At 42.1% G+C, this 26,250-nt stretch carries 35 protein-coding genes, 2 pseudogenes and 1 riboswitch; of the genes and pseudogenes, 20 read left to right on the top strand and 17 right to left on the bottom strand.

Features of this window, described 5'->3' with window-relative positions:
* Positions 1-313: 313 nt before the first annotated feature.
* On the bottom strand, positions 314-2,026 hold the full coding sequence (locus BBA02S_RS21755; RefSeq protein ID WP_041096725.1) for a methyl-accepting chemotaxis protein: 1,713 nt from the start codon (positions 2,024-2,026) through the stop codon (positions 314-316).
* A gap of 228 nt (positions 2,027-2,254) precedes the next feature.
* Complete coding sequence (locus BBA02S_RS12940) at positions 2,255-2,491, bottom strand: hypothetical protein (RefSeq protein ID WP_041096727.1); 237 nt, start codon at positions 2,489-2,491, stop codon at positions 2,255-2,257.
* A gap of 316 nt (positions 2,492-2,807) precedes the next feature.
* Between BBA02S_RS12940 and BBA02S_RS20325 the strand changes: the two genes are divergently transcribed.
* The gene (locus BBA02S_RS20325) at positions 2,808-3,131 is read left to right on the top strand and encodes a CotD family spore coat protein (protein WP_082028118.1); all 324 of its coding nucleotides are present in this window, start codon (positions 2,808-2,810) and stop codon (positions 3,129-3,131) included.
* A gap of 174 nt (positions 3,132-3,305) precedes the next feature.
* Here BBA02S_RS20325 and BBA02S_RS12935 read toward each other — a convergent pair whose 3' ends face one another.
* From BBA02S_RS12935 to BBA02S_RS12920, 4 genes are all read right to left on the bottom strand, one after another.
* On the bottom strand, positions 3,306-4,115 hold the full coding sequence (locus tag BBA02S_RS12935) for a GH25 family lysozyme (RefSeq protein WP_052475110.1): 810 nt from the start codon (positions 4,113-4,115) through the stop codon (positions 3,306-3,308).
* Between the two features lie 227 nt (positions 4,116-4,342).
* A complete protein-coding gene (locus BBA02S_RS12930; protein WP_082040192.1) occupies positions 4,343-4,849 on the bottom strand; it encodes a hypothetical protein in 507 nt (168 codons plus the stop codon).
* A gap of 55 nt (positions 4,850-4,904) precedes the next feature.
* Positions 4,905-5,444 (bottom strand): DUF1572 family protein, encoded by a 540-nt coding sequence (locus BBA02S_RS12925; RefSeq protein WP_041113348.1) that lies wholly within the window; start codon positions 5,442-5,444, stop codon positions 4,905-4,907.
* A gap of 52 nt (positions 5,445-5,496) precedes the next feature.
* Positions 5,497-5,850 carry a hypothetical protein gene (locus tag BBA02S_RS12920; RefSeq protein WP_156141439.1) on the bottom strand — a complete coding sequence of 118 codons (354 nt, stop codon included), beginning with the start codon at positions 5,848-5,850 and terminating at the stop codon, positions 5,497-5,499.
* A gap of 227 nt (positions 5,851-6,077) precedes the next feature.
* On the opposite strand from BBA02S_RS12920, the gene BBA02S_RS12915 reads away from it, so the two are divergent.
* Positions 6,078-6,368, top strand: a complete 291-nt coding sequence (locus BBA02S_RS12915; RefSeq protein WP_041096735.1) for a hypothetical protein — start codon at positions 6,078-6,080, stop codon at positions 6,366-6,368.
* Between the two features lie 309 nt (positions 6,369-6,677).
* Here BBA02S_RS12915 and mscL read toward each other — a convergent pair whose 3' ends face one another.
* A complete protein-coding gene (gene mscL / locus BBA02S_RS12910) occupies positions 6,678-7,067 on the bottom strand; it encodes a large conductance mechanosensitive channel protein MscL (protein ID WP_041113346.1) in 390 nt (129 codons plus the stop codon).
* 312 nt (positions 7,068-7,379) lie between these two features.
* Between mscL and BBA02S_RS12905 the strand changes: the two genes are divergently transcribed.
* Entirely contained in the window at positions 7,380-7,991 is a 612-nt protein-coding gene (locus tag BBA02S_RS12905; protein WP_052477264.1) for an MOSC domain-containing protein, read from the top strand.
* Between the two features lie 94 nt (positions 7,992-8,085).
* On the opposite strand, the gene BBA02S_RS12900 is transcribed toward BBA02S_RS12905, so the two are convergent.
* A complete protein-coding gene (locus tag BBA02S_RS12900) occupies positions 8,086-8,466 on the bottom strand; it encodes a DUF2500 domain-containing protein (protein ID WP_041113417.1) in 381 nt (126 codons plus the stop codon).
* Positions 8,467-8,612: 146 nt separating this feature from the next.
* On the opposite strand from BBA02S_RS12900, the gene BBA02S_RS12895 reads away from it, so the two are divergent.
* Positions 8,613-8,804: a hypothetical protein gene (locus BBA02S_RS12895; protein WP_041096741.1), complete on the top strand. Its 192-nt coding sequence runs from the start codon at positions 8,613-8,615 to the stop codon at positions 8,802-8,804.
* A 151-nt stretch (positions 8,805-8,955) separates the two neighbouring features.
* Here BBA02S_RS12895 and BBA02S_RS12890 read toward each other — a convergent pair whose 3' ends face one another.
* Positions 8,956-9,243, bottom strand: a complete 288-nt coding sequence (locus BBA02S_RS12890) for a DUF1292 domain-containing protein (RefSeq protein WP_041096743.1) — start codon at positions 9,241-9,243, stop codon at positions 8,956-8,958.
* Positions 9,244-9,637: 394 nt separating this feature from the next.
* On the opposite strand from BBA02S_RS12890, the gene BBA02S_RS12885 reads away from it, so the two are divergent.
* Positions 9,638-11,218, top strand: coding sequence for a Vga family ABC-F type ribosomal protection protein (locus BBA02S_RS12885; RefSeq protein WP_041113416.1), 1,581 nt, complete (start codon positions 9,638-9,640; stop codon positions 11,216-11,218).
* A 107-nt stretch (positions 11,219-11,325) separates the two neighbouring features.
* Here BBA02S_RS12885 and BBA02S_RS12880 read toward each other — a convergent pair whose 3' ends face one another.
* The gene (locus tag BBA02S_RS12880) at positions 11,326-11,715 is read right to left on the bottom strand and encodes a hypothetical protein (RefSeq protein WP_041096747.1); all 390 of its coding nucleotides are present in this window, start codon (positions 11,713-11,715) and stop codon (positions 11,326-11,328) included.
* 657 nt (positions 11,716-12,372) lie between these two features.
* Here BBA02S_RS12880 and BBA02S_RS21600 point away from each other — a divergent pair.
* A pseudogene (locus BBA02S_RS21600) lies at positions 12,373-12,423 on the top strand (excalibur calcium-binding domain-containing protein); the annotation flags it as partial.
* Positions 12,424-12,810: 387 nt separating this feature from the next.
* On the opposite strand, the gene BBA02S_RS12870 reads toward BBA02S_RS21600, so the two are convergent.
* Positions 12,811-13,116, bottom strand: coding sequence for a hypothetical protein (locus BBA02S_RS12870; RefSeq protein WP_125474389.1), 306 nt, complete (start codon positions 13,114-13,116; stop codon positions 12,811-12,813).
* A 55-nt stretch (positions 13,117-13,171) separates the two neighbouring features.
* Positions 13,172-13,263, bottom strand: a riboswitch (cyclic di-GMP riboswitch).
* A 429-nt stretch (positions 13,264-13,692) separates the two neighbouring features.
* On the opposite strand from BBA02S_RS12870, the gene BBA02S_RS12865 reads away from it, so the two are divergent.
* The 4 genes from BBA02S_RS12865 to BBA02S_RS12850 all read left to right on the top strand — a co-directional run bounded on the left by BBA02S_RS12865 (position 13,693) and on the right by BBA02S_RS12850 (position 17,555).
* Positions 13,693-14,727, top strand: coding sequence for an ABC transporter permease (locus BBA02S_RS12865; RefSeq protein WP_041113344.1), 1,035 nt, complete (start codon positions 13,693-13,695; stop codon positions 14,725-14,727).
* 1 nt (position 14,728) lies between these two features.
* On the top strand, positions 14,729-15,403 hold the full coding sequence (locus tag BBA02S_RS12860; RefSeq protein ID WP_041096755.1) for an ABC transporter ATP-binding protein: 675 nt from the start codon (positions 14,729-14,731) through the stop codon (positions 15,401-15,403).
* Between the two features lie 95 nt (positions 15,404-15,498).
* The gene (locus BBA02S_RS12855; protein ID WP_041113343.1) at positions 15,499-16,179 is read left to right on the top strand and encodes a response regulator transcription factor; all 681 of its coding nucleotides are present in this window, start codon (positions 15,499-15,501) and stop codon (positions 16,177-16,179) included.
* Positions 16,176-17,555: a sensor histidine kinase gene (locus BBA02S_RS12850; RefSeq protein ID WP_041113342.1), complete on the top strand. Its 1,380-nt coding sequence runs from the start codon at positions 16,176-16,178 to the stop codon at positions 17,553-17,555. The genes BBA02S_RS12855 and BBA02S_RS12850 overlap by 4 nt, the downstream gene beginning before the upstream one ends.
* A gap of 60 nt (positions 17,556-17,615) precedes the next feature.
* Here the strand turns inward: BBA02S_RS12850 and BBA02S_RS12845 are convergent, their stop codons facing one another.
* Positions 17,616-18,068 (bottom strand): GNAT family N-acetyltransferase, encoded by a 453-nt coding sequence (locus BBA02S_RS12845; RefSeq protein ID WP_041113341.1) that lies wholly within the window; start codon positions 18,066-18,068, stop codon positions 17,616-17,618.
* Positions 18,069-18,281: 213 nt separating this feature from the next.
* Here BBA02S_RS12845 and BBA02S_RS12840 point away from each other — a divergent pair, with 213 nt between their 5' ends.
* Entirely contained in the window at positions 18,282-18,941 is a 660-nt protein-coding gene (locus BBA02S_RS12840) for a Crp/Fnr family transcriptional regulator (RefSeq protein ID WP_041096763.1), read from the top strand.
* A gap of 82 nt (positions 18,942-19,023) precedes the next feature.
* The gene (locus BBA02S_RS12835) at positions 19,024-19,515 is read left to right on the top strand and encodes an OsmC family protein (protein ID WP_041096765.1); all 492 of its coding nucleotides are present in this window, start codon (positions 19,024-19,026) and stop codon (positions 19,513-19,515) included.
* Between the two features lie 97 nt (positions 19,516-19,612).
* Here BBA02S_RS12835 and BBA02S_RS12830 read toward each other — a convergent pair whose 3' ends face one another.
* From BBA02S_RS12830 to BBA02S_RS21330, 4 genes are all read right to left on the bottom strand, one after another.
* The gene (locus tag BBA02S_RS12830; RefSeq protein ID WP_041096767.1) at positions 19,613-20,215 is read right to left on the bottom strand and encodes an SAM-dependent methyltransferase; all 603 of its coding nucleotides are present in this window, start codon (positions 20,213-20,215) and stop codon (positions 19,613-19,615) included.
* Between the two features lie 68 nt (positions 20,216-20,283).
* Entirely contained in the window at positions 20,284-20,583 is a 300-nt protein-coding gene (locus BBA02S_RS12825) for a rhodanese-like domain-containing protein (protein WP_041096769.1), read from the bottom strand.
* A gap of 242 nt (positions 20,584-20,825) precedes the next feature.
* Positions 20,826-21,368 (bottom strand): ribonuclease FAU-1 family protein, encoded by a 543-nt coding sequence (locus BBA02S_RS12820; protein ID WP_041096771.1) that lies wholly within the window; start codon positions 21,366-21,368, stop codon positions 20,826-20,828.
* 448 nt (positions 21,369-21,816) lie between these two features.
* A complete protein-coding gene (locus BBA02S_RS21330; RefSeq protein ID WP_255211756.1) occupies positions 21,817-21,942 on the bottom strand; it encodes a hypothetical protein in 126 nt (41 codons plus the stop codon).
* Positions 21,943-22,199: 257 nt separating this feature from the next.
* On the opposite strand from BBA02S_RS21330, the gene BBA02S_RS12815 reads away from it, so the two are divergent.
* The 5 genes and pseudogenes from BBA02S_RS12815 (at position 22,200) to BBA02S_RS20310 (ending at position 23,702) form a co-directional block, all read left to right on the top strand.
* The gene (locus BBA02S_RS12815; protein WP_041096773.1) at positions 22,200-22,445 is read left to right on the top strand and encodes a DUF2164 domain-containing protein; all 246 of its coding nucleotides are present in this window, start codon (positions 22,200-22,202) and stop codon (positions 22,443-22,445) included.
* Positions 22,446-22,530: 85 nt separating this feature from the next.
* Positions 22,531-22,815: a hypothetical protein gene (locus BBA02S_RS12810; RefSeq protein WP_041096775.1), complete on the top strand. Its 285-nt coding sequence runs from the start codon at positions 22,531-22,533 to the stop codon at positions 22,813-22,815.
* A 168-nt stretch (positions 22,816-22,983) separates the two neighbouring features.
* Positions 22,984-23,124, top strand: coding sequence for a hypothetical protein (locus BBA02S_RS21015; RefSeq protein WP_169799363.1), 141 nt, complete (start codon positions 22,984-22,986; stop codon positions 23,122-23,124).
* Positions 23,125-23,134: 10 nt separating this feature from the next.
* Positions 23,135-23,272 (top strand): annotated as a pseudogene (locus BBA02S_RS20720) (pentapeptide repeat-containing protein); the annotation flags it as partial.
* 244 nt (positions 23,273-23,516) lie between these two features.
* A complete protein-coding gene (locus BBA02S_RS20310; protein ID WP_087903723.1) occupies positions 23,517-23,702 on the top strand; it encodes an aspartyl-phosphate phosphatase Spo0E family protein in 186 nt (61 codons plus the stop codon).
* Positions 23,703-23,846: 144 nt separating this feature from the next.
* On the opposite strand, the gene BBA02S_RS12800 is transcribed toward BBA02S_RS20310, so the two are convergent.
* A complete protein-coding gene (locus BBA02S_RS12800; RefSeq protein ID WP_041096779.1) occupies positions 23,847-24,125 on the bottom strand; it encodes a hypothetical protein in 279 nt (92 codons plus the stop codon).
* Between the two features lie 188 nt (positions 24,126-24,313).
* On the opposite strand from BBA02S_RS12800, the gene BBA02S_RS12795 reads away from it, so the two are divergent.
* The 3 genes from BBA02S_RS12795 to BBA02S_RS21010 all read left to right on the top strand — a co-directional run bounded on the left by BBA02S_RS12795 (position 24,314) and on the right by BBA02S_RS21010 (position 25,958).
* Complete coding sequence (locus BBA02S_RS12795) at positions 24,314-25,231, top strand: DMT family transporter (protein WP_041096781.1); 918 nt, start codon at positions 24,314-24,316, stop codon at positions 25,229-25,231.
* Between the two features lie 225 nt (positions 25,232-25,456).
* Positions 25,457-25,675 carry a hypothetical protein gene (locus tag BBA02S_RS12790; RefSeq protein ID WP_041096783.1) on the top strand — a complete coding sequence of 73 codons (219 nt, stop codon included), beginning with the start codon at positions 25,457-25,459 and terminating at the stop codon, positions 25,673-25,675.
* 145 nt (positions 25,676-25,820) lie between these two features.
* Entirely contained in the window at positions 25,821-25,958 is a 138-nt protein-coding gene (locus BBA02S_RS21010; RefSeq protein WP_169799364.1) for a hypothetical protein, read from the top strand.
* Positions 25,959-26,250 lie beyond the last annotated feature (292 nt).

The following is a 26,250-nucleotide window of genomic DNA, read 5'->3' as shown; positions in this document are numbered from 1 at the left end:
CACCCCTTGAAAATCTCCAAGTAAACGGGAAGAAGTGAACTTTCTATCTCTCTTATCAACTAAGAAACTTTCTTTACGGCTATAAAATAAAAAACGCCAAATTCTCCTTTAAGGAAAATTTAGCGTTTCTCAAACATCCGACACTATTCATCTCGCGCTCTACTCTGTAGCTCAAGCCAATCACAAAGGATCAATCGTTAATGGGAATAGTCTTCCATGCCTTTTCTTTCAATCAGCGTTCAACTATGAAAGAAAAGAACATTCCATCCGCTTCTCCTCAAGAGCATTCTTAACTAATCCTCTGATTTATGAATTATAATTTAAACTTCTTCACATGATTTTGCAGTTCTTCCGCCATATAGGACAGTGATGCAGCGGAATGGGAGATCTCTTCCATAGAGGCCAGCTGCTCTTCTGTAGCTGCAGAGACCTCTTGTGTGCCGGCCGCATTCATTTCGGTCACTTCTGTGATCGAATCAACCGAGCGAACAATGGTCTGGACGCCGGCAGCCACTTGTTCAATAGTCGCTGTCACTCTTTCTGTTTGAATGGCCACGTCACCGACGGACTGATAAATATGTTCGAAAGAGCCGCCGGCTGTTTCAACAGCTGTGATGCCCTCGCGAACCTCTTTCTTCGCTTTTTCCATTTCGGAAACCGCCTTGCTTGTTTCACTCTGGATCCATGTAACCAACGCCGCGATCTCTTGAGCAGAGTTAGAGGACTGTTCAGCCAGCTTTCTCACTTCATCTGCCACAACAGCAAAGCCGCTTCCATGCTCCCCCGCGCGTGCTGCTTCAATCGCTGCGTTCAAGGCCAATAAATTGGTTTGTCCAGAAATGCCTGTAATCACATCTGTAATATGCCCGATCTGCTTGGAGCGCTCCCCAAGTTCTACAATAACCGTCCCTAACGTATTGACTGTTTCATTGATCAGGTTCATTTGATTGACCGCTGTCTGCACAGAACCTTTTCCTTCTCCTGCTTTATCTAATGAAAGTTCGGCTGCCGCGGACACATTTTGCGAAGAAGCGGATACTTCCTCCACTCCGGCGGACATTTCGCTGACAATGCGGGAAGTTTCTTGCATGCTTCTAACCTGTTTTTCTGTGCCGTCAGCTACTTGCAGCATGGTTGAGGAAATCTGATTTGTTGCTTGACTTGTCTGTTCCGCACTCACAGACAATTCTTCGGATGCCGCTGCGACTTGTTCCGCATTTTGGCTGACGCTGCTGATCAAGGCTTTTAGATTTCCAACCATTGTGTTTACTTCCCGCCCTAGCTTTCCAACCTCGTCTTTCGCCTCAATGTCGATTCGTTTGCTTAAGTCTCCTTTGGCGACAGCTTCTACTACGCTGACCATATTGTGTAACGGACGGCCAATTATACGAGCAATAAAGTAACCTAAACCAATGCTAAGAAGAATAGATAAACAAATAATGAACATAGTCAGGTTGCGGGAAGAAGACACCACTTGATTGCCTTCTATCTCCTTTTGTTTGGCAAGTTCGATGTTCATATCAATAAGTTCTTGTAAAGTGCCCTCGACATGATCTCCTGCTTGCTTAAATTTTGAATGAAGTTTCATGTAATTTTTCACATCATTCTTTCGAGCCAGCTCTATGGCTTGATCTAACAGGAGGTAATACTCCTCTAAAGCTGACGGGAGCTTCTTGTACAGAACGCTTTCTTCATCGGTTAACTTAGTCTGTTCATAATCAGCGAGCGTTGCTTCGAACTCTTCTTTGAGCTCACTCAGCTTCTCTTCATATTCCGCATTTTGTTCAGGCGCTGTCGTTACGAAAGTCATATCCCGAATATTGACTCTCATTCGCTGATACAGGATTGTAGCTTCAGAAAGGTGAGTAATCGATTTCACGTTGCTGTTATACATATCTTCCATTTCAGTGCTAAGTTTATTTATGCCTGTTATCCCCATCATTCCTACAAAAGCAACAATAGCTGCCAGCAGGATAAAAGAAGAAACCAGTTTTGTTGCAATTTTCAAGTTATAAAACCACTTCATCGTAAGCCCCCTAAACACTTATATAGTCCTAGTATTTATCGGTGCTATTGTTTCCTTTATTAATAGCAAAATTCAGCGGGGCGCAATAAAATTTTTTCGCTTTTTGCATAAGACATTTTTCATATTTTTATAGCTGTCATTCAAACATGATCTATTCATGCCTGCACATAAAAAATCCTTGCCGCCTAAAGGACAAGGATAGGTGCTCTATAAAAAGGGAGTCCCGGCTTACAAGGAACCGTTATTGATGTTTTCCGGCGGGACTACTTCTAAATAATGATCAAGTTCCTCAGGCGATAACTCCAACTGCGAGCCGTCGCTCAATATGAGCGCAAGGTCCTCCCCTTCTTCTGTCGGCTCCACTAAAGTGACAGACAGCCCGCTTTCTCTGCAGCGGATATCTACCTTATTTTCAAAAATAAAATCATCCAAGTCTTCGAAGCTTTTAATTCCTTTCAGCAGCAATTCAACCATCCCCTTTTTTGGTTATCTTTTTTATTTCCATATGTATATGTGAAATCCTTTTTACAATTGATAAAATAAGAAAAAACCGGTACATTGAACTGCTTTCAACGATCGTTTCATTCGCCCGCTTTTAGATGAACGGCTAGCCAATCGTCCTATGTCACGCTTTTCGCTCCTTAAGGGAAATTTTGATTCTGCACATGTCATCAATTAAAAATTTTTATTTATAATAAATAGGCATCTAACTAGTCCATTTTCCTTATCTTTTCATAAGCTATTATTGTTTAATACCTTACGAAAAAAAGGAGGTTATGATATGTTTAACAAGCCTTGGGCTGGCCCTGGAGGCTGCCCGCCTCACATTTGTCCGCCTCAAGTATTGCCTGCTCAATACGATCCGCCATTGGTTTCACCGACGCAGCAATTTGTCAAACCTAATATCATAAACACTGTCGTGCCACATATTCATCCTTCCCATACTACTACCGTCAACAAGCATATGATTAATCATCAGCACTATTTTCCACACACAGAATCCGTTGTAAATGAGTGCTGTGAGCAGCATATGATGTGCGGCATGCCGCCTAATCCTTGCTGTCCTCCAATGCCAATGCCGAGACCAAGACCATACGGATTTTAAGAGACATTCGCCTCCAATTGATGAACCATGATCTTTCAAAAGCCAGGGATCTCCCTGGCTTCAGACTGGAAACAAACTCAATGAAAATTGGCGTTTGTCTCCAGTCTTTTTGTTTTCTTATGGATGGGGACTATCGCTTTCCACTTCAGGAACGTGGATAGAGCGGGACTTTTCTTATTCTTCTCGCCTGATCATCGGATTAAAGCCAAACGTCAGGCTGATTTTCCGCTGAGCTTCCTTGGCGGATTCCAGCGTTTCAAATAAACCGGTCCACACTCTTTTCTCCTTAAAGAATGGTTGATAGCCCAGCTCTTTGCCGATTCGCTTTGCCTGCTTTTCGGCTTCAGCCTCAGAATGAAAGGTGCCCGTATAAACCCGATACTGTCCTTTTACAGCGGCAGCTAATTTCAGCTCTTCTTGCTGCAAAAACCAGGATAACTGTTTACTTCCGGTTAGTTGGTTTAAATCAACCGGCCCTCTCACGCCAGCTAAAGCACCGGTTGCCGTATATTGATGAAGATCACAGGAATAGTCCGGCTTCCTGCCGCCATAACGGGGGATCCAAATGAAGTCCGCGCAGATCTTATCTGCCTCAAACAGCTTGTATGTATGATGGCCGACGTATAAGCCCACTTTTTTAGCGCCTAACCTCCGCAGCTCATCAAGAAATGATTGGGTCCCTGCCTTCATGTCATCCATCGTTTTCACCTCTACATCCGCCACCCAGAACAACGCAGCTTTGTCACCGCGCTTCCAAAATTCTTGCGCCTCTTTTTTGGCATCCTCGGCAGAAGCAAAGCGGCAAAAAGCATAATTGCCAAACGGGACACCATAGCTCTTGGCACCGGCTGTATAGCTTTCGTATTGCCGATCCCGCATTCTGATGCCATCTTGAACCCTAAGAATAGCAAGAGACAGCTCAGCTGCTGCTTTACTCCAGTCAATGCTCCCTTGATGATGAGATAAATCCGCAATTTTGCCCATTTTCTGTCCCTCCTCCACCATTCATTGCTGTTTGGGTCTATCCTTGCGCCGACTCTTTTCTCTCATGTAATTTTCCACATTTTTCTCCTTTTCTTGCTGCGACTGATCGTTCATAATTAGAGTATATCCCTTACCCCCCTATAAAATAAAAGAGGACACTCAGCCGGGAAATTCTATGTCCGCTTGCGTGTCCTCTCTTTTTTCTTATTTATATCGATAAGTCCGCTCTAGAATGTGCACCAAAACACGCGATCAGTGACCGGCTGGAAGTCTGTTACTTTAGTCAATTGCAGCAAAATATCGGTTTCCTTCGTTCCTGTATACTCATCTGTATCTACATTATAATATTGGACAAATTCCACTTGATAGGACCCGTTTTCAATTTCTATCCTATAATTAGAGCAATTAGTATGAGGAACTGTATTGTCTTCAAACTGGGCTGCCATCGTCAAGCAGTCATAATCCACTAAGTACAGCTCGTTTTTCGTTACTTCAATATACCCTTGCGCTTTCCTGAAGCACGGCTGAGCGGCTGCTTCCGCTCCAATCTGCACCTTCACCTTCCAAGAATGCTCAATTCCTTCATTTGTCATTTGACACACTAGAATATGCCCTCGCTTCATTTCATTCCCGAAATGCTGCAAGAGACTATCAAGCTCCCAGTCTTCATCAACAAATGATTGATACGTATCACTATTGGCTACCCCAATAAAATTGGTATCCCCGAATTTCATACAAAACTCCATTTCTTGTCTCCTTTATCTATCAATCCAGTTTAAAAGATATACTTTATTGAGATGGATTCTTTTTTAGCATTTGCTGCAAAAATTCTTCAGATTTTCCTTTTGGAATACTAAGACTTTCCCAATTATCCCCTTTTAATTGCTTGCCGATATAAAGGATTTGCCCGATATGAGCGGAATAATGGACGATCTGCCTTTCTATTGCCTCCAATACAGTGTGGCGTTCACCACGGATAAGAACCGTTTTTAACAAATCCTGCTCTTCTAAACCGTCAAGCGCATGAAAAAGAATCTCCCAGCCTTTTTCCCAAGCATCCATTAATTCTTGCTGTGTCGATCCCTTATCTTCAAATTCCTGTTCTCGGTTTCGATCCGGCTTTTCTCCATCGGAAACTAAAAAATCAGACCATCGTGATTTCATATTCCCGCTTACGTGTTTGATAATGACCGCTACACTATTGGATTGTTCATTAAATACCCAGTGTATTTGCTCTTCTGATAATTGACGAACAGCCTTCTCCCCCAGGTTTTTCATCTCTTGAAACTTTTCCCGGACGACCTTCAAATATTCTTTTCCGATATTCATCTCTATCCCCCTCATCGTTAGACAAACAAAAATTTCACTACATCACAATTTATCAATTTTTTTCAAAAATGGCGCTCTCCCGCAAGTTGGCCCTATAAATCCTCCTGGCTTTGACCTCAAACAGGTCCTCTATTAAAAATGTAGCACGGAAAACGAGAATTCTCTCTTCCTTCCCCTTTCTCGAAGAGCTATTTTTGAGCGGCTTGCCGCAGAAAAGATAAAGCCTTTTATACTCTTCTTCCGCTGTCTGTTGATTCCCTTTAAAATCAAGAAAATTTTGTGATACTTCGTAAAAACCGGCTGCCACTTGCTCTTTCGGATCATCTGTTTCTTCCAGCCTGTTTATATTAAGCAAACTATGGCACGAAAGAGTCTTCACTTCGTCTTCCTGTAAATATTCAATCATTGTTTTAAGTGGCTCATCAACAGGCTTTTCATGCCCGTTTTATACCAAATGAATGAAGGCGTACAAACTGGCCAGTATATTAATTACTTGATCGCTCTCTCTTAGATTACTGCCCAACCTTTCCTCAGAGAAGCCATCCTGTCATTTTCTCTTTTATCCTCTTGTTTATCCGCCCGCATTTAAGGTAATAACTAGCTAAGCGCCATCTATTGCAAAGGAGGGTCTTTTTGAAAATTTTCATCTTAATTGTTAGTATTGCTTTTCCAATCGCTATGGCTTTCCTGCAACATCACAGGGAAATCTTTCGAACAATTTTTAACATACTTGCTATTGTTGCCTCGCTCGTATTCGGCAATATCGCTGCTGCTTCTATTTATCAAATCCTAGTTGACAACACTGTATTCATGACCGCCATTCATGGTATTTTTCTTAATCCATATTTCTTAGCATCTGGCGCTTATTTTGGGGTGTTCATCGTTTACAGACTGATCCTCCTTGCTGCGGATGAAAAGGCATAAATTCCTTTATCGACAAGATAGGGAAGAAATATCCATTTCGTGTAACTTCCCTCTTCTTATGTACTCTATTAATTGAAATGGAAGGCGCACAGACTCCAGCGGGATCTGCGGGACAGGGGAGACCCCGCTGGCGATTTGGCGCCGAGGAGGCTCACCGCCCGCCCCGCGGAAATCGAAGCGCCTGGAGTGACAATCAACAGCCCCATCCACCCGAAAACAAAAAGACTGTAGACAAACATCAACTTTCATTGAGTTTGTCTACAGTCTGAAAGCACCACGACCCACCGTGGTGTTTTTCTTAAATATGGCCTACACTCTGCTTCTTTCTCCCTGAAGTAGATCGCGGATCTCCGCCAGCAATTCTTCTTTTTTATCCAGCACTTCCACTTCTTCCTCTTTCGCCAGTTCTTCTTTACGCTTAAATTTCGCGAAAAAGCGAATCACCATAAAGATAGAGAGCGAGATAATGAGAAAATCCAATACCGTTTGCAAAAAAGCCCCATAAGCCAAAGTTGCATTGCCAATTTTAATCGATAATTTGGATAAGTCCACTCCGCCTACTAAAATCCCAACAAGCGGCATAATAATATCATCCACAAGAGAAGATACGATTTTGCCGAAGGCGGCACCAATGATTACCCCAATAGCAAGATCAAATATATTCCCTTTTAAAGCAAATTCTTTGAATTCCTTTAACACCAAACGTCACCTCCCTTTTCTGTCTCTTACTTGAATAAGCTTACTATACTACGCTCACTCATTCAGCAAAACAAAAGATTTCCTTTTGTGCACAATAAAGTAAAAAAGAACTACGAAAGCAGGCAATGTACATACCATACCTTTGCTTCAGCACGAAACGCAAATCATGTATGATGAACGACTAGCCTATCTTACTATTCGGACAAATGATAAAATAAAAGGATCAATAATCAAGGAAAGCAGGTACAGATAAAAGTGAGAAGCAATAAAGCGATTGAACTAAAAAACTTTTCGATTGGCTTGCCTCAAAAAATGACATATGGAGATGGCCAGGAGATGGAAACAGGCATTTGTAAACAGCCGGTCGCAGAAGCTTTCTTAACAAAAGAAGGATTTAAAGGCGATGGAGTGGCTGACTTGCGCTATCATGGGGGACCAGACCGCGCTGTATGTGTATATCCGCATGAGCATTACTTATTTTGGGAAGAGGAATTTTCCCGCCCTTTGCCAGCCTCGGCTTTCGGAGAAAATCTAACGGTGACGAATATGCTGGAAAAGGACGTGTGCATCGGTGATATTTTCCAGCTGGGAGAGGCAATTATACAAGTCACACAAGGAAGAATCCCCTGCAGCACAATTAACAAGCGGACGGATAACCCGGTGCTTCTCAAAAGAATCGTGCAAACAGGATTTACCGGTTATTTATGCCGGGTATTGGAAGAAGGCGCAGTCCGCAGCGATTCCCATATTAGGCTATTGGAATCCCATCCCAAGCAAGTATCTATTCTCGAAGGAAATGACCTTTACTTTCACAGACCAAAAGAAATTGAAGGAATCCAGAGATTATTAGCTGTTGAGGAATTAGCTGATGAATGGAAAAAACTCATGAAGGAACGGTTACAAAAGTTAACTTCTCTTCATTAGGCTCTTTTAAGCAGGAGACGCCTGAAAGAAAAGTAAAGATTGCTTTTCTTCCAGGCACTTTGCTGGTGATTCAGCAAGCTAATTACGGCAGCACTCACTTTCTGACAAAATCAATATATCTTGTACCTTGAAAGGTCAATATACCGGTATCTCCCTCTGCCAAAACTCCATATTCTTTGCCGGAGATCCGAAATTCTGACCTATCCCCGTTTTCAAATTCAAATGTAACAAAATAAGTGGTCGTTGAACTGGCCGTGTGGTCGTCATGCGAATGACTATGCCTTGTTACGTGTACCCGCTTTGTTTTCACCATGGCCGGCACAGACAAGCGCGGCGATTCTTCGTTCTTTTTCCATTCGCTCAGTCCGTTGAACATCCTTCCGATGATCCCTAAAAAGACAATTACAAAACCAACGATGACCAGCACCGGCACAGCAGTGAATAACCACCCTCCGCCCTCGCTCACCTCATACATTCCCTCCATCTCCTTGCCCTTAACAAGACATACGAACAGAACAACAGAAAGTTTCAAATAATGGAAAATCACCATCGCCTTCCTCTGTCTTTCATTCCATATTATGGTATAATAAACACCAAAAGAGGAAAGGAGCGGGCGTGCAGATGAACTTTGCTACGTTTATTGCCATTGTGTTAGTCGCCATCATTGTAGACTTTTTTTGGCTTGATATCGAAAACAAACGGTGGGATTGGCTGAAAAATCGTTCAGTATCGCAGCAAGTGTTGTTCTTTGCTTTCTTTCTCGGTGCTTCCATGGTTCTTTACTATGTATTCGGATATAAGTTTTTGAACTAATTGCCGTGTGCGGGAGCCTGCTGCACATGACGGGCACGAAAGGCAGGCTCCTATTTCAACTTTTCCATTCCATACAATATTCTTCCCAACTAAAAACAGCACACTCTTATGTAAGAGGTGCTGAAACTTGCCTTTATTCGGGCAGAACGGTTCAATCTCTGCTTCTGTCCGCTTCTTCTTCCTGCATGATTTCATCGAAAGCGGAGGAAACTTGATCGAATTCTTCGTCACTTGCAATAGCTGTAAAATCGCCATCCTCATCGACTTTTAAAAAGAAAATGTCAATGTCCTCTTCACTCTCCTCCTGCAGGTCCTCGACAAATCCGACGGCAGCATATACACTGCCCTCCATCTCAATGACCGCAAGCACTTCCACACCTTGCTCTTCATTATTTTCATCACTAATTGTAAAAACTTCACCAACTTTAATGTTTTCCATGTAGTCTTTCTCTCCTTTTTCAACAGGTAGTCTTGCCCATGCAGTGCCCTTAGTCATCTTATTTCCAAATAGATTGCGGTTCATGCAGGGAGTTTGACAACTCTAAGCATATCATTTAAAGTAGTGTGAATAAAAGAACGGAAGGGTGAACCAATTACATGAAGTACTAATCCTATTTATGAAAACAAGCAATGGAAGGCACTTTTTACAGAACAATGCTTCTGTCTTCTTTAAGATGCCTTCAAGCGGAGTTTTCAGAATAGGATAGGTCCTTCTGTAGTTGAACCTAAAAGGAGCAGCCTCTTTTTAGCGTCCACCTATATTTGTGTCCCCTATTCTGACTCCAGATAGGGGGCTTTTTGTCCCTGAATCATAAAAAATGGGGGATGAGTATATGTTATTATTGGAAGCTTTGCAAATTAAGCATTATGTAAAAGACCGCTTGTTATTAGACATCGATCAACTGTATATTCATAAAAATGACCGGATTGGATTGGTGGGCCGCAACGGAAGCGGAAAAACTACTTTGTTGAGCATATTAGCTGGAGGCTTGCCTCGAGAAAGCGGAACGATTATTCACCATGCTCAATGTGAGCTTTTGCCCCAGCTAAAAACAACGGATGCTGCTAGAAGCGGCGGAGAAATAACACAGTCATACATCCAGCAGGCTTTAATGAAAGCACCGGACATTTTTTTAGCGGACGAACCAACAACTCATCTTGACACAGAGCATATCGAATGGCTGGAGAAAAAACTGCTTCAATGGAAGGGCTCCTTCGTCATCGTCTCTCATGACCGGACATTTTTGAACACGGTTTGTACAAAGATTTGGGAACTAAATGACGGTGAGATCAAAGAATACAAAGGAAGCTACAGAGAGTATGAAGTACAAAAAGAGGCGGAGTTCCGGCAGAAGAAGCTGGCTTATGAGAAGTATGAATGCAAGAAAAAACAACTTGAAGAAGCTTTACGGTTAAAAGAGAAAAAAGCGGAGAAGGCAACCAAAGCCCCTAAAGGATTAAGTTCTTCAGAAGCAAGCATTACCGGAGCACGTCCCTACTTTGCAAAAAAGCAAAAAAAGCTGCAAAAAACAGCGAAAGCAATTGAAAAGAGAATAGACCACCTGGAAAAACCAGAAAAAGTGAAGGAATACCCGGCGCTTAAAATGAGCTTGCCGAATGAAGAGGTTTTGCAAGATCGAATCGTTCTCCGGCTGCAGCAGGTTTCCGGCACAATTGGCCAGCGTCTGCTTTGGGATAGCCCTGATTTTCATATCCGCGCTGGTGACAAGCTGGCAGTAATCGGGCCAAACGGCAGCGGGAAAACGTCTTTGTTAAAGAAAATAGTCCATCAAGACAGCGGAGTGACAATTTCTCCCGCTGTGAAAATTGGTTACTTTAGCCAGCATTTAACGATTTTGGATGTTAAGAAATCTATTTTGGAAAATGTCCGCTCCACCTCCAAACAAGAGGAAGCACTCATTCGGACAGTACTTGCCAGACTTCACTTTTACAAGGACGACGTTTACAAACCAGCAGGCGTCTTGAGTGGAGGAGAGCGCGTAAAAGCTGCACTGGCTAAATTATTTTTAAGTGATATTAATATGTTCATTTTAGATGAACCGACAAGCTTTCTTGATATTGACGCGACCTATGCCTTAGAAGCTCTCTTAAAAGAATATTCGGGCACGGTCATCTTTGCTTCTCATGACCGCCGCTTGATTGATAATGTTGCTACAAAAATGGCTGTCATCCGCAACCAGAAAATTGAGCTGTTTGAAGGAACCTATGAACAGTACAAACAGCGCAAACAGCTAAAGAAGAATCCGGATAAGAATGCGGATAAGCTGCTTGTGCTGGATATGAAGATATCAGAAGTGCTTAGCCGGCTGAGCATTGAACCTTCGGAACAATTAGAAAAAGAATTCCAGCTGCTTTTGCAAGAAAAACAGGCCTTGAACCGGTTCGATCATTAAACATAAGGCTTACCAGACCATTTTACTTTATTATCCGGAAAGCTGCCTATTCAGCAACAGCCCCTGCTTTTAGCAGGGGCTGTCATATAAAAGCCGTTCCTTGCCTCTTACGGAATAATGCGGCTCCGGGCGGTTACTGCCTCTTCCTCAAGCACGCGCACTCCGCCAGCCACTTCGTAGGCTGCTCCAATGGCTGTAAGCAAATCTCCTGTAATAGCCAGCTTTTGCTCCTGCTGCAGTCTGTTCACATCTGTCTCGTTAATTTGACTCGACACGGAAACCGCTTCTAGAATTTGACCGATTGTCCTGATCCAAACAGCTGCCAACACTTGCTGCTCTCCGATTGAATCTGTTTGATCCTCAGCATATAACAGCCCTGACAAACCTTTAATTTCGATCAGCTGTCCTATCACCTGAACCCACAGACCCAATGCCACCTCTTTCTCCAATGCCAAAACCTTTTCGCTTTTTTGCTTCTCAATTGTTTTATTCTTCATTGCTGCCCTCCGAAGTTTGCCCTTCTCTATTTTATGAGAAACAAATAGTATGGTGCCGTCCTTCTGCAGACAACCCCCCGCATTTTATTTTCACAGTTGTCAACCTTCTTCCTCATTATAAATACATAATGATTACTTCTTCTGTTGGTACTTTATTTCTATTTTCAATAGAATAATACTTCCCTTTATGCCCCTTTTTCTTCATATATTCTGCTCAGGTGACTATCTCCTAATGTATAACTCCTTCGCCTCTTTCCTTCTTTTGCATGAACAGCTAAAACATCAGCATAAAACAATAACAGAGCTTTTCCGATGCTAGGATTCGGTTCTTTTACGGAAATATTGGGAACATGTTCCTTTATTTTCAAAAAAACACTTTTTATTTCAAAATAAAGATGGTACTATTTGATTGCTAAGTAAATCTCTTACAATACTTTATGAATATACCAACTTAGAGGAGACTAGATCTTTATGTTTACAAAGAAATCCGCCTGGTTCAAGCCTGTTGCTGCAGCTGTTCTATCATTATCTTTAGTCAGCAGTTCCTGCAAAGCCGAAACCGGCTCCTGTAAAGCCAGCTCCGAAGAAGGAATCCTTTAAAAATTGTACAGAGCTTAGAAAAAATATCCAAAGGGTGTAGCAAAAGGACACCCAGCCTATGATCCAAAGCACGATCGTGATAAAGACGGCTGGGCTTGTGAGCGATAACACATCACACAGCAAAAAAAATTAAAAAGCCCCGCTCGCAAAGGCAGGACTTTTTAATTTCAGTGTTAGATAAATAGATTGATTAATAAAGCTGCTTACATGGCTGTTTCATCTGTTAGTCACACTAATTTATGTAAACGTCGCTTGCTTTATTATTTCCATAACAACGAACAGTCCCTCGGCTATCACATTGAAATCGAGACCCCTTATTCGCATGATCTTCGTTAACACTATTTTGACTGATTTATTCTTGCATCATCATTTTCTTTTTGCAGCATTCTGGTTTATATTTTTTTGCTCTCTCTTTTTATAACACTTGCCCCCGTTCCATCGCTTTCCTTACTCTGCTCTCGCCTGCAACAAGTCACTTTACCAGCCTGACTGCTATCAGATATTCAGTAATTCCTCTAACCTTTCTTCCGGTGTTTCAATGTCCTCCGGCAAATCAGTTAAAATTCCCAGCATCAAGTTTTTTTCGGCCATGTCCTGTAACGTGTAGAATACGTTCGGTTTATGCTTTTTCAAAAGAGCCATGACCTCCTGCGCTGGCAAAGGTGTTCTAGATTGAATTTTTAAAAGAGAGCGTAAATAAACCAGGAAATCATGAGCGGCATCTCTGTTGTCTGGACATTTCTTTAATAAATCATAAAATCGGCGAATGCTTCTTCTTAATTCTTTATTTCCTTCCATCAATTTTGGTCCCTGCCTCCAATTAATATAGTTGTCCAAATGAGGAAGTAGATTCCTATTTGGCAGCCCGGCTATCATTGTTCACTGACCGTAAACTTTAGACCCGCAGCTTTGCGCCCTTATCTTTCAATAAGTTTGCCTTTTTCAAGTAGAAACAATTTAATCATACAACAAATAAGATCATCATAACACAATGAAAAATTATATTAAAAAAATATTACTTATCATTGTTAAAAAACATGTCGGCGATTTTTTATGCTTGTGCAGAAACAGCAGTTTATAAGATGACGAGGTTGAGGTTGGCTTAAATAAGAGTGCCGCCTGTTTAGAATATCATTTTTTTCCGCTTAATCACATCCTTGTTTTTTACAATTTCTTCATTTATTTATTTTTTCATGAAAAGCGCATTCTTCTGCCCTTCTCAATAAGCGCCCAAAAGGTCCTTTCACAGCATATTCCATGTATGCTGATATTTGCCATCCCACGCTCGATAAATGTAATTTTCCGTTCATCTTTCGTTCATGTAATGCGGGTACACTTACTATATCACGTCAGAACGAACAGATAGGAGGAATAACAATGAACATGGCCTGGAAAGAAATTAAAAAGAATAAAGGTCGGTTTATGATTTTAGGATCGATTGTTTTTTTAGTTAGTTTTCTGACTTTCATTATTTCTGGATTGGCAAACGGCTTATCTCAGGACAACGCTGCCTTAATTAAGGAATTGCCGGACGGCTCCTTTTATATGGATGCTAATGCGGATGAAACATATAATCTATCGAAAATAGACCCTGACACTCAAAGCAACCTGTTAAATAAACAAGCGGAAGCCGCAGCGCTATCCATTCAAATGGGCTTTCTGAATAACAAAAACGACAAGCAGCAAAGCGTCGCCTTTGTCACTTCAACGGATTCGTCGCTTTTTCCAAAAGTCAAAGAAGGCGAAGTTGTGCTTGATGCTTCCATGAAGGATACCGGCATAAAAGTCGGGGATGTTCTAACCAATAATCAATTTAGCGGCAAGTTTACCGTAAAAGGGTTTGTTGATGGCAAGAAATACAGCCACGCGCCAGTTGCTTTTATTAATAGTGAAAACTATAAGGAAATGTACCGGACAGAGGAAATGCAATTAGTTTTTGTCCCTGGAGAAGATAAGGCGCAATCCGTAGCCGGACTGCAAGCCTATTCAAAAAAACAGTTCCTGCATACTATTCCAAGCTATAACGCGGAACAAATGTCTTTGAATATGATTGTCTGGTTCCTGGTTGTCATCAGCGGCATGCTGTTCGCCATTTTCTTCTATATGATGAACGTTCAAAAAATTGGGCTGTACGGCATTTTAAAAGCCATCGGTGTAAAAACCGGAACGCTGTTCAAAATGATGTGGACCCAAATGCTTCTTATTACAGCAGGTGCCCTCAGCTTGTCTGTAGCACTGAGCCAAGGCTTTAAACTACTGTCACCTGATGGCATGCCATTCAGCTTGACGCTTGATACAACGATCCAATTATCAATCGTCTTTCTCGTTATCGGATTTATCGGTGCTACACTTTCAGGAATTCAAATCAAAAAAGTGCAGCCGCTGCAAGCCATTCAACAAGGAGAGGTGTAATATGGCTATTTTCACCATTGATGAAGTGAAAAAAACATTTTCAAACGGCGAAATAGAAGAAGAAGTATTGAAAGGCATTAACCTGTCTTTAAAAGAAGGCGAAATCACTGCTCTAGTCGGGGCTTCCGGCTCTGGAAAGAGCACTTTGCTCACCATTGCAGCGGGACTTCAGCCTGCTTCAGACGGACAGGTCGTGTTCGAAGGAAAAAATATTAGCGCAATGACTCAAGAACAGATTCGGAAAATACGCGCCAGCAAATTTGGGTTTATCTTTCAATTTGCCCACTTGGTTCCTTTCCTTACCGTTGAAGAACAGCTGGAGCTGATGCTTGATGTGTCAGAATCAACGTTAAAAAAGGACGAGAGAAAAAAAGAAATTGATCGTGTTTTAAAGCTAGTGGAGATGGAGCACCGGAGACACGCTTATCCGGCTTCTCTATCCGGCGGGGAGAAGCAGCGGGTGGCTATCGCCCGCGCGATCATTCACAAACCAAAAGTTCTGTTTGCAGATGAACCAACAGCCAGTTTGGATTCAAAAAGATCGAAGGATGTAATGGCACTCATTCAGCGTTTGACCCAAACGCTGAACATTACCACTTTAATGGTGACCCACGACGAAGACATGCTTTCCTACGCCGACCGCATTATTAAAATGAGTGATGGAATGGTTTCTTAAAGCCGTTTCTTTTGCACAAATAATCTATTGATAGCCCTCGCCTCATGTGCGGGCTATTTTTCATCTTTTACCGCTCATATGGAGGAGAAAATATAATGACAACTATTCTGATTGTTGATGATGATGTTCATGTATTAAAATTGATCGACATTCACTTGCGCAAAGAAGGATATCAAGTGGTCCAAGCCGCAGACGGCATGGAGGCACTGAATATTCTTTCCAGCCGTACGTGCGACTTGGCCGTTGTGGATGTAATGATGCCCTATATAGACGGCTATAGGCTGACTAGAGAAATTAGAAGCCGGTATGACCTTCCCGTTATCCTCTTAACAGCGAAAAATCAAATTGAAGATAAAGAACAGGGGTTTTCTTCGGGCACAGATGACTATCTGGTCAAACCGTTTGACCCGAAGGAATTGCTTTTCCGCATCAAAGCCTTGTTAAGAAGATACGATGCCCAGCCGGATGAACTGCTCATTCAGCTCAGGAACACGCGCATCAACAAGAAAAGCTACGAAGTCCATACGGAAGGACGGACATTGCTCCTGCCGCTAAAAGAATTTGAACTGTTATTCTTTTTGGCTTCCAATCCGATGCAAGCTTTTTCCCGTGAACAGCTGATCGAGCAAGTGTGGGGCTTGGACTATGATGGAGATGAACGAACGGTTGATGTTCATATTAAGAGGCTGAGAGAACGCTTTTCCAAGCTGACAGCTGACTTTCACATAAAAACCGTTCGCGGGATCGGCTACTTACTGGAGGCCAAGCGGGTATGAAGTCGCTTTATTCAAAATTTGTTGTCGTCACAACCGGAATTATGCTGCTAAGCGGACTTCTTGCTTTCTTTATTTCCAATGTTTACTATCAGCAAAAGTTAAAATCATACAATGATCAAAAAAACACAGCTATTGCCCTTAATGTTGCTGCTTTTACTGACGAGCACCCTGATATGAATCTGGAGGAGTATTTGCAAAGCCTCTCTGCTGTCGGCTATCAAATTTATTTGGTCGACAGCAGCGGACGTGAAACTTTCTTTGGCGCCGCTTTCAGAGACAAGCAACTAGCTGAGGCGACAAAAAGGCAGGTGCTGCAAGGAACGGTCTACCACGGGATTCTTCATTTTCCGCACAAAACATTCGTGACCGGCTTTTTCGCCAATGAATTAAAAAATACAATCGGCGTCCCGCTGACACATAACGGAAAACAATATGCCCTCTTCCTTCGCCCGGATATTAAGCTGCTCTTTAACGAAATGCATCTGTTATTCGGCTGGCTGCTTGTGTTAGCAATTGTGTTGAGTATTGTCATGGTAGTTTTCGCCACCAACTATTTAGTCAAGCCCATCTCCCGCTTAACAGCGGCCACAAAGCGGCTGGCTGAGGGAGATTTTCGCGTTAAGCTTGATACAAACCGGAATGATGAGCTAGGGGAGCTGTCAAACAGCTTTTCACGAATGGCGCGGCAATTAGAACAAACCGAAGAGATGAGAAAGGAATTTATTTCAAATATTTCACACGATATACAGTCGCCCTTGTCTAATATCAAAGGCTATACGAACCTGATGAACAATGAATCGATTAGTTCTAAAGAAAGGGATTCCTATGCTTCTATTATTAACAGTGAAATTAAAAGGCTTTCTACTCTAACGAAACAGCTGCTGCTTCTGGCCTCCCTGGATCGAAATGAAGATATGGTCAAAAAACGCCCATTCAACGTTGGCCAGCAAATAAAGGAATTAATTCAAAGCTACCAATGGGCCATCAGTGAAAAAGGCATTCTTCTCAGCTATTCTTTGCCTGATATTGAAATCATCGGCGATCCTTCTTTGCTCAATACCGTCTGGGATAATCTGTTAACTAATGCCATTAAATACAACAAACCAAGCGGCAGTATTGATATTGCCATCGAAGTGAAAAAAGATGCTCTCCTCATTACCTTTAAAGACACCGGCGCCGGCCTGAGCCGGACTGAATTGGAAAGAATCTTTGAACGCTTTTACCGGGCAGACATGATGCGTTCAAGAGCAATTGAAGGCACTGGCCTCGGTCTGTCCATCGCCGCGACTATTATGAAACTGCACGAAGGCCATATTTATGTAAGAAGCAAGGAAAAGGAAGGCTCCGCCTTTGTCGTGGAGCTGCCCCTTAGCTAATACAGGGTTTTTGGTGCCATGCCTTTCTTCTGCATGGCACCTCATTTTTTGGATAAGCCGCTATAAATCTTGAGACAGCCGAATCATATCTCTGCATTGAATCCCATTCTCAAAAATTTCCTCTGAATAATGCCTGATAAAGAAATCAGCATCGACACCAACCACCCGGAAACCGCACTTTTGATATAGAGCCAGCTGACCGATGCTGGAGTTGCCCGTGCCAATTTCAATTGTTTGGTACCCCTCCTTTCCAGCCTCCCGGATCGCATGCATCACCAGCTGCTTGCCAATGCCCTTGCCTTGCTGTCCTTCTGACACCGCTACATTTACCAGCTCTACCGTATGAGGCCTTGTGGGCAGCAGCACATACACGCCAATAACCTCGCCGCCTTGTTCAGCAACCAAACACTGCCCCCTCTCCACATACTTCTCCACCGCCTCCAATGAAGGATCCGCTGACAGCAGCAGTTCAAACGGCGGGTGTTCATCTTTGTTTAGTTTTCTAATGATCATTATTTTTCACCTTGCCGATTTATATTTTCTTTTAATTTACCATTTCTTGCTTATAAGCTACATACTTTCCTGCTTTCTTCCGGTTAAACGAATCTCCCCCTCTTACCGCAGTTGCCCTATCCAGCCAAGAATAATGCCTTTTGCTGTACTTTTTCAGAGAAAAAGCCAAGAATAGAGAAATCATAGATACACGATTCAAAGGAGCAGGAATAGATGCAAAGTGAACATTTTTTATATCCAACAAATATTATTAACATGTTTCCGGCGTCGCAAATTGAACATTGGACAGCTAACAAGAACATGGAAACATTTAAAAAAGGTGAGCTTATTTGTACACCGGGACAACTGTCTGATTCTGTCTACTTGATCATTGAAGGCCACGCCCGCATATTTCATATTCACTTGGAAGGCAAAGAATGCGTGCTTGGCATTTTGTCAAAAGGTGATTTTATTGATTTGCTGCATGTTTTCTCTCAAAAAGAAAGTCAGCTGTTTGCCAAAGCATTAACCGAGGTGAAGCTTATTTCTCTCACAAAAGCAGAGGTCAGAAATGAAATTCAGCAGAATAAAGAATTATCAACGACGCTCCTTTACTATTTCGCCAACAGGCTTCAAGACACGATAGAAGTGCTTGAACAAGTCGCGTATGGAAAAGTTGAGGAGCGCTTGCTCTTTTTATTGGATAAGCTAGCAAACAAATCCGAAAAAAAAGAGGACTGGTATCCTTTACCTGAATTTCTTACCCACCAAAACTTAGCAGGAATGATTGCTTCAACGCGAGAAACCGTTACGCTTGTAATCAATAAATTCATCCAAACTGAAAAAGTAAAACAAGAGGGCCAGCGCCTGTGGATTAAAAAAGCTAAAAATTAAAGCAGATGTAAGGAGCCTTACATACAGCAGCTGCCCGCCTCCTGTATGATCAATGTGACATAATCATTGAGGAGGATGCATAATGAATCAAATTTCACTCGCAGCAGCACAGCAAACAGCAAGTGCCATCAAGGAAAATCCAGCGTTGAAAATCAGGAGCTGGCAAGCACAAATCCAGTGGCAAACCGGTGTGCAAAATAAAGTGACTATCCGGGATTTTGACCCAATTCTTACAGATGAGCCGGAAACACTGGGCGGCACAGATCAAGCGCCTAATCCGGTAGAATATCTTATCGGGGCAGCCGGGAGCTGTTTTGCTATTACCTTTGAAGTAATGGCCAGCGAAAAAGGCATTCCATTGAAAAGCGTAGATGTTGAAATTAAAGCAGATTTAAATGCGGCTGTTTTTCTTGGCATGGAAGAAGGAGACGGAGGAATTCTAAACCCGGTTATCACATTAAGAGCAGACGCGGAAGCTCCAAAAGAAGAATTGAAAGAAATTGCACAGGCTGCTTTAGCAAAATCTCCTGTCCTATCCAGCTTGAAAAAAGACATTCAGCTGATTATCCAATAATCAAGTTCTTTCACACGCCGTCCGATTCTCTTCGGCCGGCGTGAAGTGCTTTCTCTGTGCCCAGTTCAGCTGCCAGGCAGCATAGGATGATCTCTCTTCACTTTTCAGGTTTTTGGCCCACAAATTGGATGACATGAGATAATCCGTTGTGCAACTCTCCTTCATGACGGACCACTTCCCCCATAAAAAAATGTACAATACGCCAATCGGAAAACACGCTCCAAAACTCCTCTGGCGCATATAAAAAGCGACTGTCTTTGGGACCCCCGCTCTTGTAAGACAATTGGCAAAGAGAATATACCTCCGCAACAAAGTATCCTCTAGGCTTTACTGCTTCCTTAATGCCAAGAAACGTTTGGCGGCGCAGCTTTTCTGGAAAATGACCGAATATACACACAACCTCATCCCAGCGGTCCCCCTCCCATTGAGCTTCTTCCAAGTCCATCAGCTCCGTTTGAACAGCCGTTCCCCTTGCTTTTGCTAATTTCTTTGTTTTCTCCAGCCCGGATGGTGCATAATCCCAGGCAGTCACCTTCATTCCTTGCTCAGCTAAAAAAACAGCATTGCGCCCCTCTCCTTCTGCAATAGCCAATGCTTCTCCTGATAACTGCAATTTTTGCTGCGTTTCTTCTAAAAATTCGTTTGGTGCTGTTCCATATACATATTTTTCACTTTTAAAGCGTTCATTCCACTTATTCATCCTTCTCTCTCCTTTACGGCCGATAGAGTCTTCTATAAGGAAAGGGCGCTTTCGCAAGCGCCCTTTCCTTATTCTGCAGCGCCAGTCCAGCCGTTCATGCCGCCAGTCATATTTTTTACTTTTAATCCTTTTTCAGTCAGCCATTCACAAGCTAAACTGCTTCGATTGCCGCTGCGGCACACAACAATATACTCCTTGTCTGGATCTAGCTCCTTTGCACGTGTGAGCACCTGTCCCAGCGGAAGATGCATAGCGCCGGGAATTTTCCCTGCGGCTACCTCGCCAGCTTCTCTTACATCAAGCACACAGATATTTTTATGTTCTTGCAGCAGCCTTTCCACTTCCTCCGGCAAAATTTCAGGAAACATGGTGATACCTCCTTTGTTTATTTATAATTTTTTGCATCCATTTACCCCTAAGGGTATATTATGATACAACTAGGGAGATGTCAAAGATTTTAACTGCCTCCTGCAGCAGTTCTTAAAAAGTGCCCGCAATAGAAAAATGCAGCTGGTTGGTGACAGAATGACTAACCAGCTGCATTTTAGCCTGATAAAGTTTCAGGCCTTTATCGCCTTTTTCTCCCATTTTAAAACATGAGCCGAAAAAACTAATAACCGTGTAACAACGGCAAAAGCCATTGATGGGCATATGTATGCTCGCTTTCTAAAATAAGTTGGTCGAGAATTACCGGCATAGAATGGATAAATGCCTGCAATGTTCGGTGCACCGTTCCATTCTCAAATTGTTCAATCGGCTCCGGCAGCTCGTCCTCATCTAAAATAAAATAAGTGCCATTCGGAAGAACCATAATATCAATGATTAGATCTTCGAAAGAGAGGAACTGATCCGTTAGCTTTGTCTGCCGGACAATGTTGAAATAAGCCCCTAAATAAGCGCCATTGCCATCTCTCCAAATATACAAATTATACGGCCGATCCTTCCAATAGTAGGCAATCGTATAGCTGCCTTTAGGGATCGTTAACTTTACCTGCTCAGCAGTCATTGTAAAGGTATATTGTATTTTGTGGAAGAGAACCGCTGTTTGATCGCAGGCTTTTAGCAGCCTGCACGCGTGTTCGACAATCGTAGAATCATACTTTATTTTTCTTTCTATGATTCTATTAAATTGTTGATTGACTAGTGTTCCCATTTCTGCAGCTTCTCCTTCTACTGACTCATACTCTTCTTTATTGATTGTATCATGTATCGTTCATGTAATAAGCAATAGAAGGATCATTAGCTGTATAACTAGATCATTCAAACAACAAATCAGGAATAAAGACAAGGAGAGGGGCAAAATCTAAAATCACTACGCAGAAAAGCTCGATTGGCAAAGCCGGCGTGGGGGAAGCTCTTCAAACCTGCACAAGGCGCAATGATCATTGAATTAGAAAGAGTCATCTGCTGTTGGAGAGAATAAAGAAGATAAGTGCCAGAGAAAGAGTAAATATGAGTTTTTTAAAAGATGGCGAAGGGCTTACCCCTTTTTACTTTTACATAGATTATACAGCCATTAAACAAGATATTTTCAAGGAACTCACCAGCGAAACTTGAAAATCCTCATGAGGAACCATTTCGGAAGCCTGCTGATCCTTCCTTTATTTTGCCCCCGAATGTTTAGGCGCCTCATTTGAAAATTTACGAAATAAATAAACAACATAAGCGTTCAAGTCAAATTGATCTTTATGAATGAAACTGGAAAGTGTCAGTTCATGCTTTCTCATTGTTATTCTCCCTCCACTTCTAAATTAAACTTTTCTTCTATTCATGCTGCCGGAGCGCCGGATAAAAACTGCTCCTACTTCCACTATAATAGAAAGCGCTTACAAAGTGAAGGGGTTATTCCCATAAACTTTTCGACTAATTTCGTGCCTTATCTGCTGCTATAGGGCTCTGCTCCTTTTTGACTCAATAAAACCTATTATTTTCCGTTGCTGCGATGTATAGTTACAGTAATAAAAGCTTTCAAGGAGGAGAAGATTTGTTTATCAAGCTGACAAAAGAACAACGAGAAATAATGATTGCGGATATTCAATCGTTTTTTTCGCAAGAAAGAGACGAGGAAATCACTCAGTTTGCTGCCGAAAGAGTGTTAGATTTTGTTACAGGGACGCTTGCTCCCCATTTTTATAACGCCGCTGTCTCAGATGCAAGGTTTATTGTTGAACAGCAATTCTCCTCAATAGAAGATGAAATTCTCACGCTGGAGCGCCCTATAAAGCGATGAAAGCAGGAATATCCAGAAAAGAAGCTCTTCTTCTGGATAGATTAAGGGAAATCCACTCATACTAGAACTGAAAGGCGGTGTATGAATGGATTTCCCTACTATACATACAAACTTTTGGGACGCCGTTATTGCCGTTCCTGCTGTAATCGTATTAACCCAGCTGATTAAAATGTTTTTTAAGATACCTAAATCGCTGGTCCCGCTTGTCGCTCTTTCAATTGGGCTTTTGATTTCAGTCTTTATCAGCCATAGAGGACATTGGATAGCCGGATTGTTTATGGGCTGGTTCTACGGCTATGCTGCAATTGGTTCTTACGCCTCTCTGAAAACAAGTATACGCTCGTACTTGAAAAAAGTGAGGCGTGAATAACCTCCGGTCCGCCCTTTTTCGTACTGATTGAATGACGCTGGATGATAACGGTTCCAGACAAGCATTGACCGTCCAATTTATGGATGATACTATGAAGTAATTAAAAGAATATTCTAAATAAAGAACTCTCTATTATTTAAGCGGTTTAGAGTTAAAGGAAGTGCCCTCTTGTCTAATCGCACAGATGTATTGCTTCATACTCGCCGCAGTGATTTTCATGCTGACTGCAAAAACTGTTTTGGCTTATGTTATGTCGCCTTGCCTTTTGCCGCTTCATCTGATTTTGCTTTCAATTGGGAACAGATTTAAGAGGAGCTCTGCTGATCTCAGCGGAGCAGACTTAAGGGGAAGTATTTTTCTCACCCAGGCGCAAATTAACGCGGCAAAAGGCAGCCTAAACACAAAGCTGCCGCCGGCACTTATTCATCCGCCGCATTGGTTTGCCTCTTCACCTTAAGAAGCTTTAGCTTGTTTTTTTAGCGAATAGAGCGCCAAGAAATGGCTGGCACCTCCCTTTCCTGACGTTCTATTTCATCTTTACTCCGTACGGGAGTCCTTGCTCTTTTCTAACGCACAAAGTTTCTTTTTATTTCAATTACTTTTGTAATATTCGATCTTTTTCTTTGCTTTCTAAGGTTGTATAATGTACCCAACCGCATACGAGCGTGTCCTTTCGATTTACCGGCAAGGGAGGATGAAAAGTGATTATACAGGAAACACTTGATGAGCTAATTACCCGAATTAACAGCGTGCGTCACTTGATGGTTTCGACAGGTCTCCGTAAAAGTCTTTGTGATTGCGAAACTCTGAAATACAGTGAGGAATTGGACGAGTTGATTCACAATTATCAGCTAGTTGCCTGCTCACGCCTTCCTAGGTCCGGGTAATAGACTCAATGGGTCCGGCTGGTGCACACCTTTCTCACTTCATCGGCCAGGCATAAGCCTGGCGCTTTTTGCTTTCTTATCCGGCAAGAACCTCTTCTGTGTTTTTCTCTGCTCTTATTTTGTGATGAGAATGGCACCGCCTCTTCACTTACTTTCTTCCATTGATCCATTCGTAAGTGAGCGAAACCAGCTTTTATCATCTGAGTCCAATGCCATATTAATGTATAGCTGTGTCAAATCTTTCGTATCCTCCGGAAGAAGTTCAGTGTTTGTTTTATTCATCTCATAATGGTTAAAGCGCTTGTTCCCTTGAATTCTCCCATTTTTGATTACACAGACAAGTGCGCTGCAATGATCTGATTCAAGCACATACCCCGACGCATAATGGTGTTTGATTTCTACCCAATCTCCTTGTGCATACATCGCTGCCGCCTCCTTTTGTAACAGACTCTCCAACTTTTACTCATCTTAACCATAAAAAAAACCCCTTCATCCTTTCCCTCTTTAACACGATACGCGAACGGCCTTTTCCTTATTTATGGATCGATGATATTCAATGCAGAAAATCTTTGTTAGTATAGAGGAGGTGAAAGCAATGGGGAGGGAAAACGATGGATAATAAACTGGCACTGCTGCTGATCGGCTTAGGTGCTGCTTTATGGGGAATTATTGGCGTATTCGTCACTTATTTATATGAAATGGGCTTTACTCCTGGACAGGTCGTGGCCTTGCGATCCTTTTCAGCGGCTTTGCTTCTTGTCACTTATACTTTTTTTAAAAACCGGCGGCTTTTAAACATCCGCTGGGCGGATAGTAAATACTTTGTCGGGACCGGAATTATCAGTATTGTCTTTTTTAACTGGTGTCTATTTAGCGCAATCGAGGAAACTTCTATTTCAATTGCCTCCATTCTTCTTTATACGGCTCCTGCCTTTGTTGCAATTTTCTCAAGAATGTTCTTTAAAGAAGCATTGACCCCCCGCAAGGTCTCTGCCTTGTTTATTACATTTCTTGGCTGTTCGTTTGTGATCGGCATTTTGCCGAATATGAATGAGACAATTTCTTTGTACGGCTTCATTCTCGGCCTCGGTTCAGGCTTTTTCTATGCGCTGTATAGTATATTCGGAAAGTTCGCCCTTCAGAAATATGATTCGTTAACTGTTACAGTTTATACGTTTCTATTTGCGGCGGCGGCGTCCATTCCAGTTAGCGGAGTCTGGCAGGCTGGCGCTTTATTATCTGATATGAAGGCATGGGGCTACATCATTGGGCTTGGTGTTCTTTCTACGGCACTTCCTTTCATTCTTTATACGAAAGGATTAAGCAAAGTAGAATCAAGCAAGGCCTCTATTATAGCGACCATTGAGCCGGTTGTAGCTTCCCTGGTCGGATTTTTAATCTTTCATGAGACGTTGCATGCTTGGCAATACATTGGAATTGTACTAGTTATTTCAGCTGTTATCATTGTCCAGGAGCCGGCGCAAAAATCCAAAAAGCCTTCCGCCGTTTCAAAACAATTATCTTCATGACCCGGCGATTGCCGGGTCATCATTTTTCTTAGTCCCTCATCCTGAAATTCAAGCAAAACGACTATTGTCATCATTCATTCACAAACCTCCTTTATTCAGCAGCTATTATAAACTTATTTATATCAATATCAGAGGAAGTGTGTTATCGTTGGTTACAACAAAGAAAATGAAATTATTGGAATTTCACTTAGTCCCTTTCCACTAACTCAAGAAAGGAGTGCTAGGATGTCTGTAGAAAAGCTCAAAGAAATACTGGAGATGCTTCGTTACTATAATGCTGTGGAAATTACCCATACTTTCAAAAATGGCGAGAATCCTCTTTTGTCCGTTTGCTGTTTGAAAAATACGTCCACCTTTCAAATCACAATACTTGATAGTAAAACAGTCAAGTATTTCGAATGTGTAGAGGAAGCCGCAAAAACCATTGAAAAATTAATTCATTAACGTTCTTTTACAAAACTCCTTAACTTTTCAGGGGTTTTTTATTTTGCTTTAGGTGGTTTACATTCGTTTAAAACCGGGTAAACATAAAATCTCTGTTTATGTATATACTTTCTTCATACTCATTTAAAAGAAAGGGGAATGTCACATGGAGCCAATCGATTATTTTGCTTGGATTATTTCTATCGTCCTAGGTGTTGTGTTTATTAGCTCGTTAGCTATCTTATCGAGGAAACCAAGATTATTTTCTGAGAACAGAAAGAAATCTTCTGAGGTAAATAAATAAAATTCCTTCTGATGTACTTCAATCTATTAACTGTCATCTGCTTTATCCAACTCAGTGTGTCCTTCCATTTAAATTTCAAATAAGGCTTTCTTAAACAACATGGCTGATTTTTCTATTGATTCCGTTGCAGACGAATGCTCTCCGCGGCCAATCACCAAGCCGCTTCTCTCGTCTCATCCAAGTCATTGAGAAGTCAAAAGGAAACAATAATAGAACCTCCAATTAAAAAGCAAGGCGGCCTTGCGCAGCCTTGCTTTTTAATTGACTTGTGAATGCGGGCCGTTGATTTCCA

This window comes from Bacillus badius NBRC 15713, assembly GCF_001591605.1.
Classification (GTDB): Bacteria; Bacillota; Bacilli; order Bacillales; family Domibacillaceae; genus Pseudobacillus; species Pseudobacillus badius.
The sequence above is the reverse complement of the archived record's forward strand: the minus strand, read 5'-3'. Positions and strand labels throughout refer to the sequence as shown.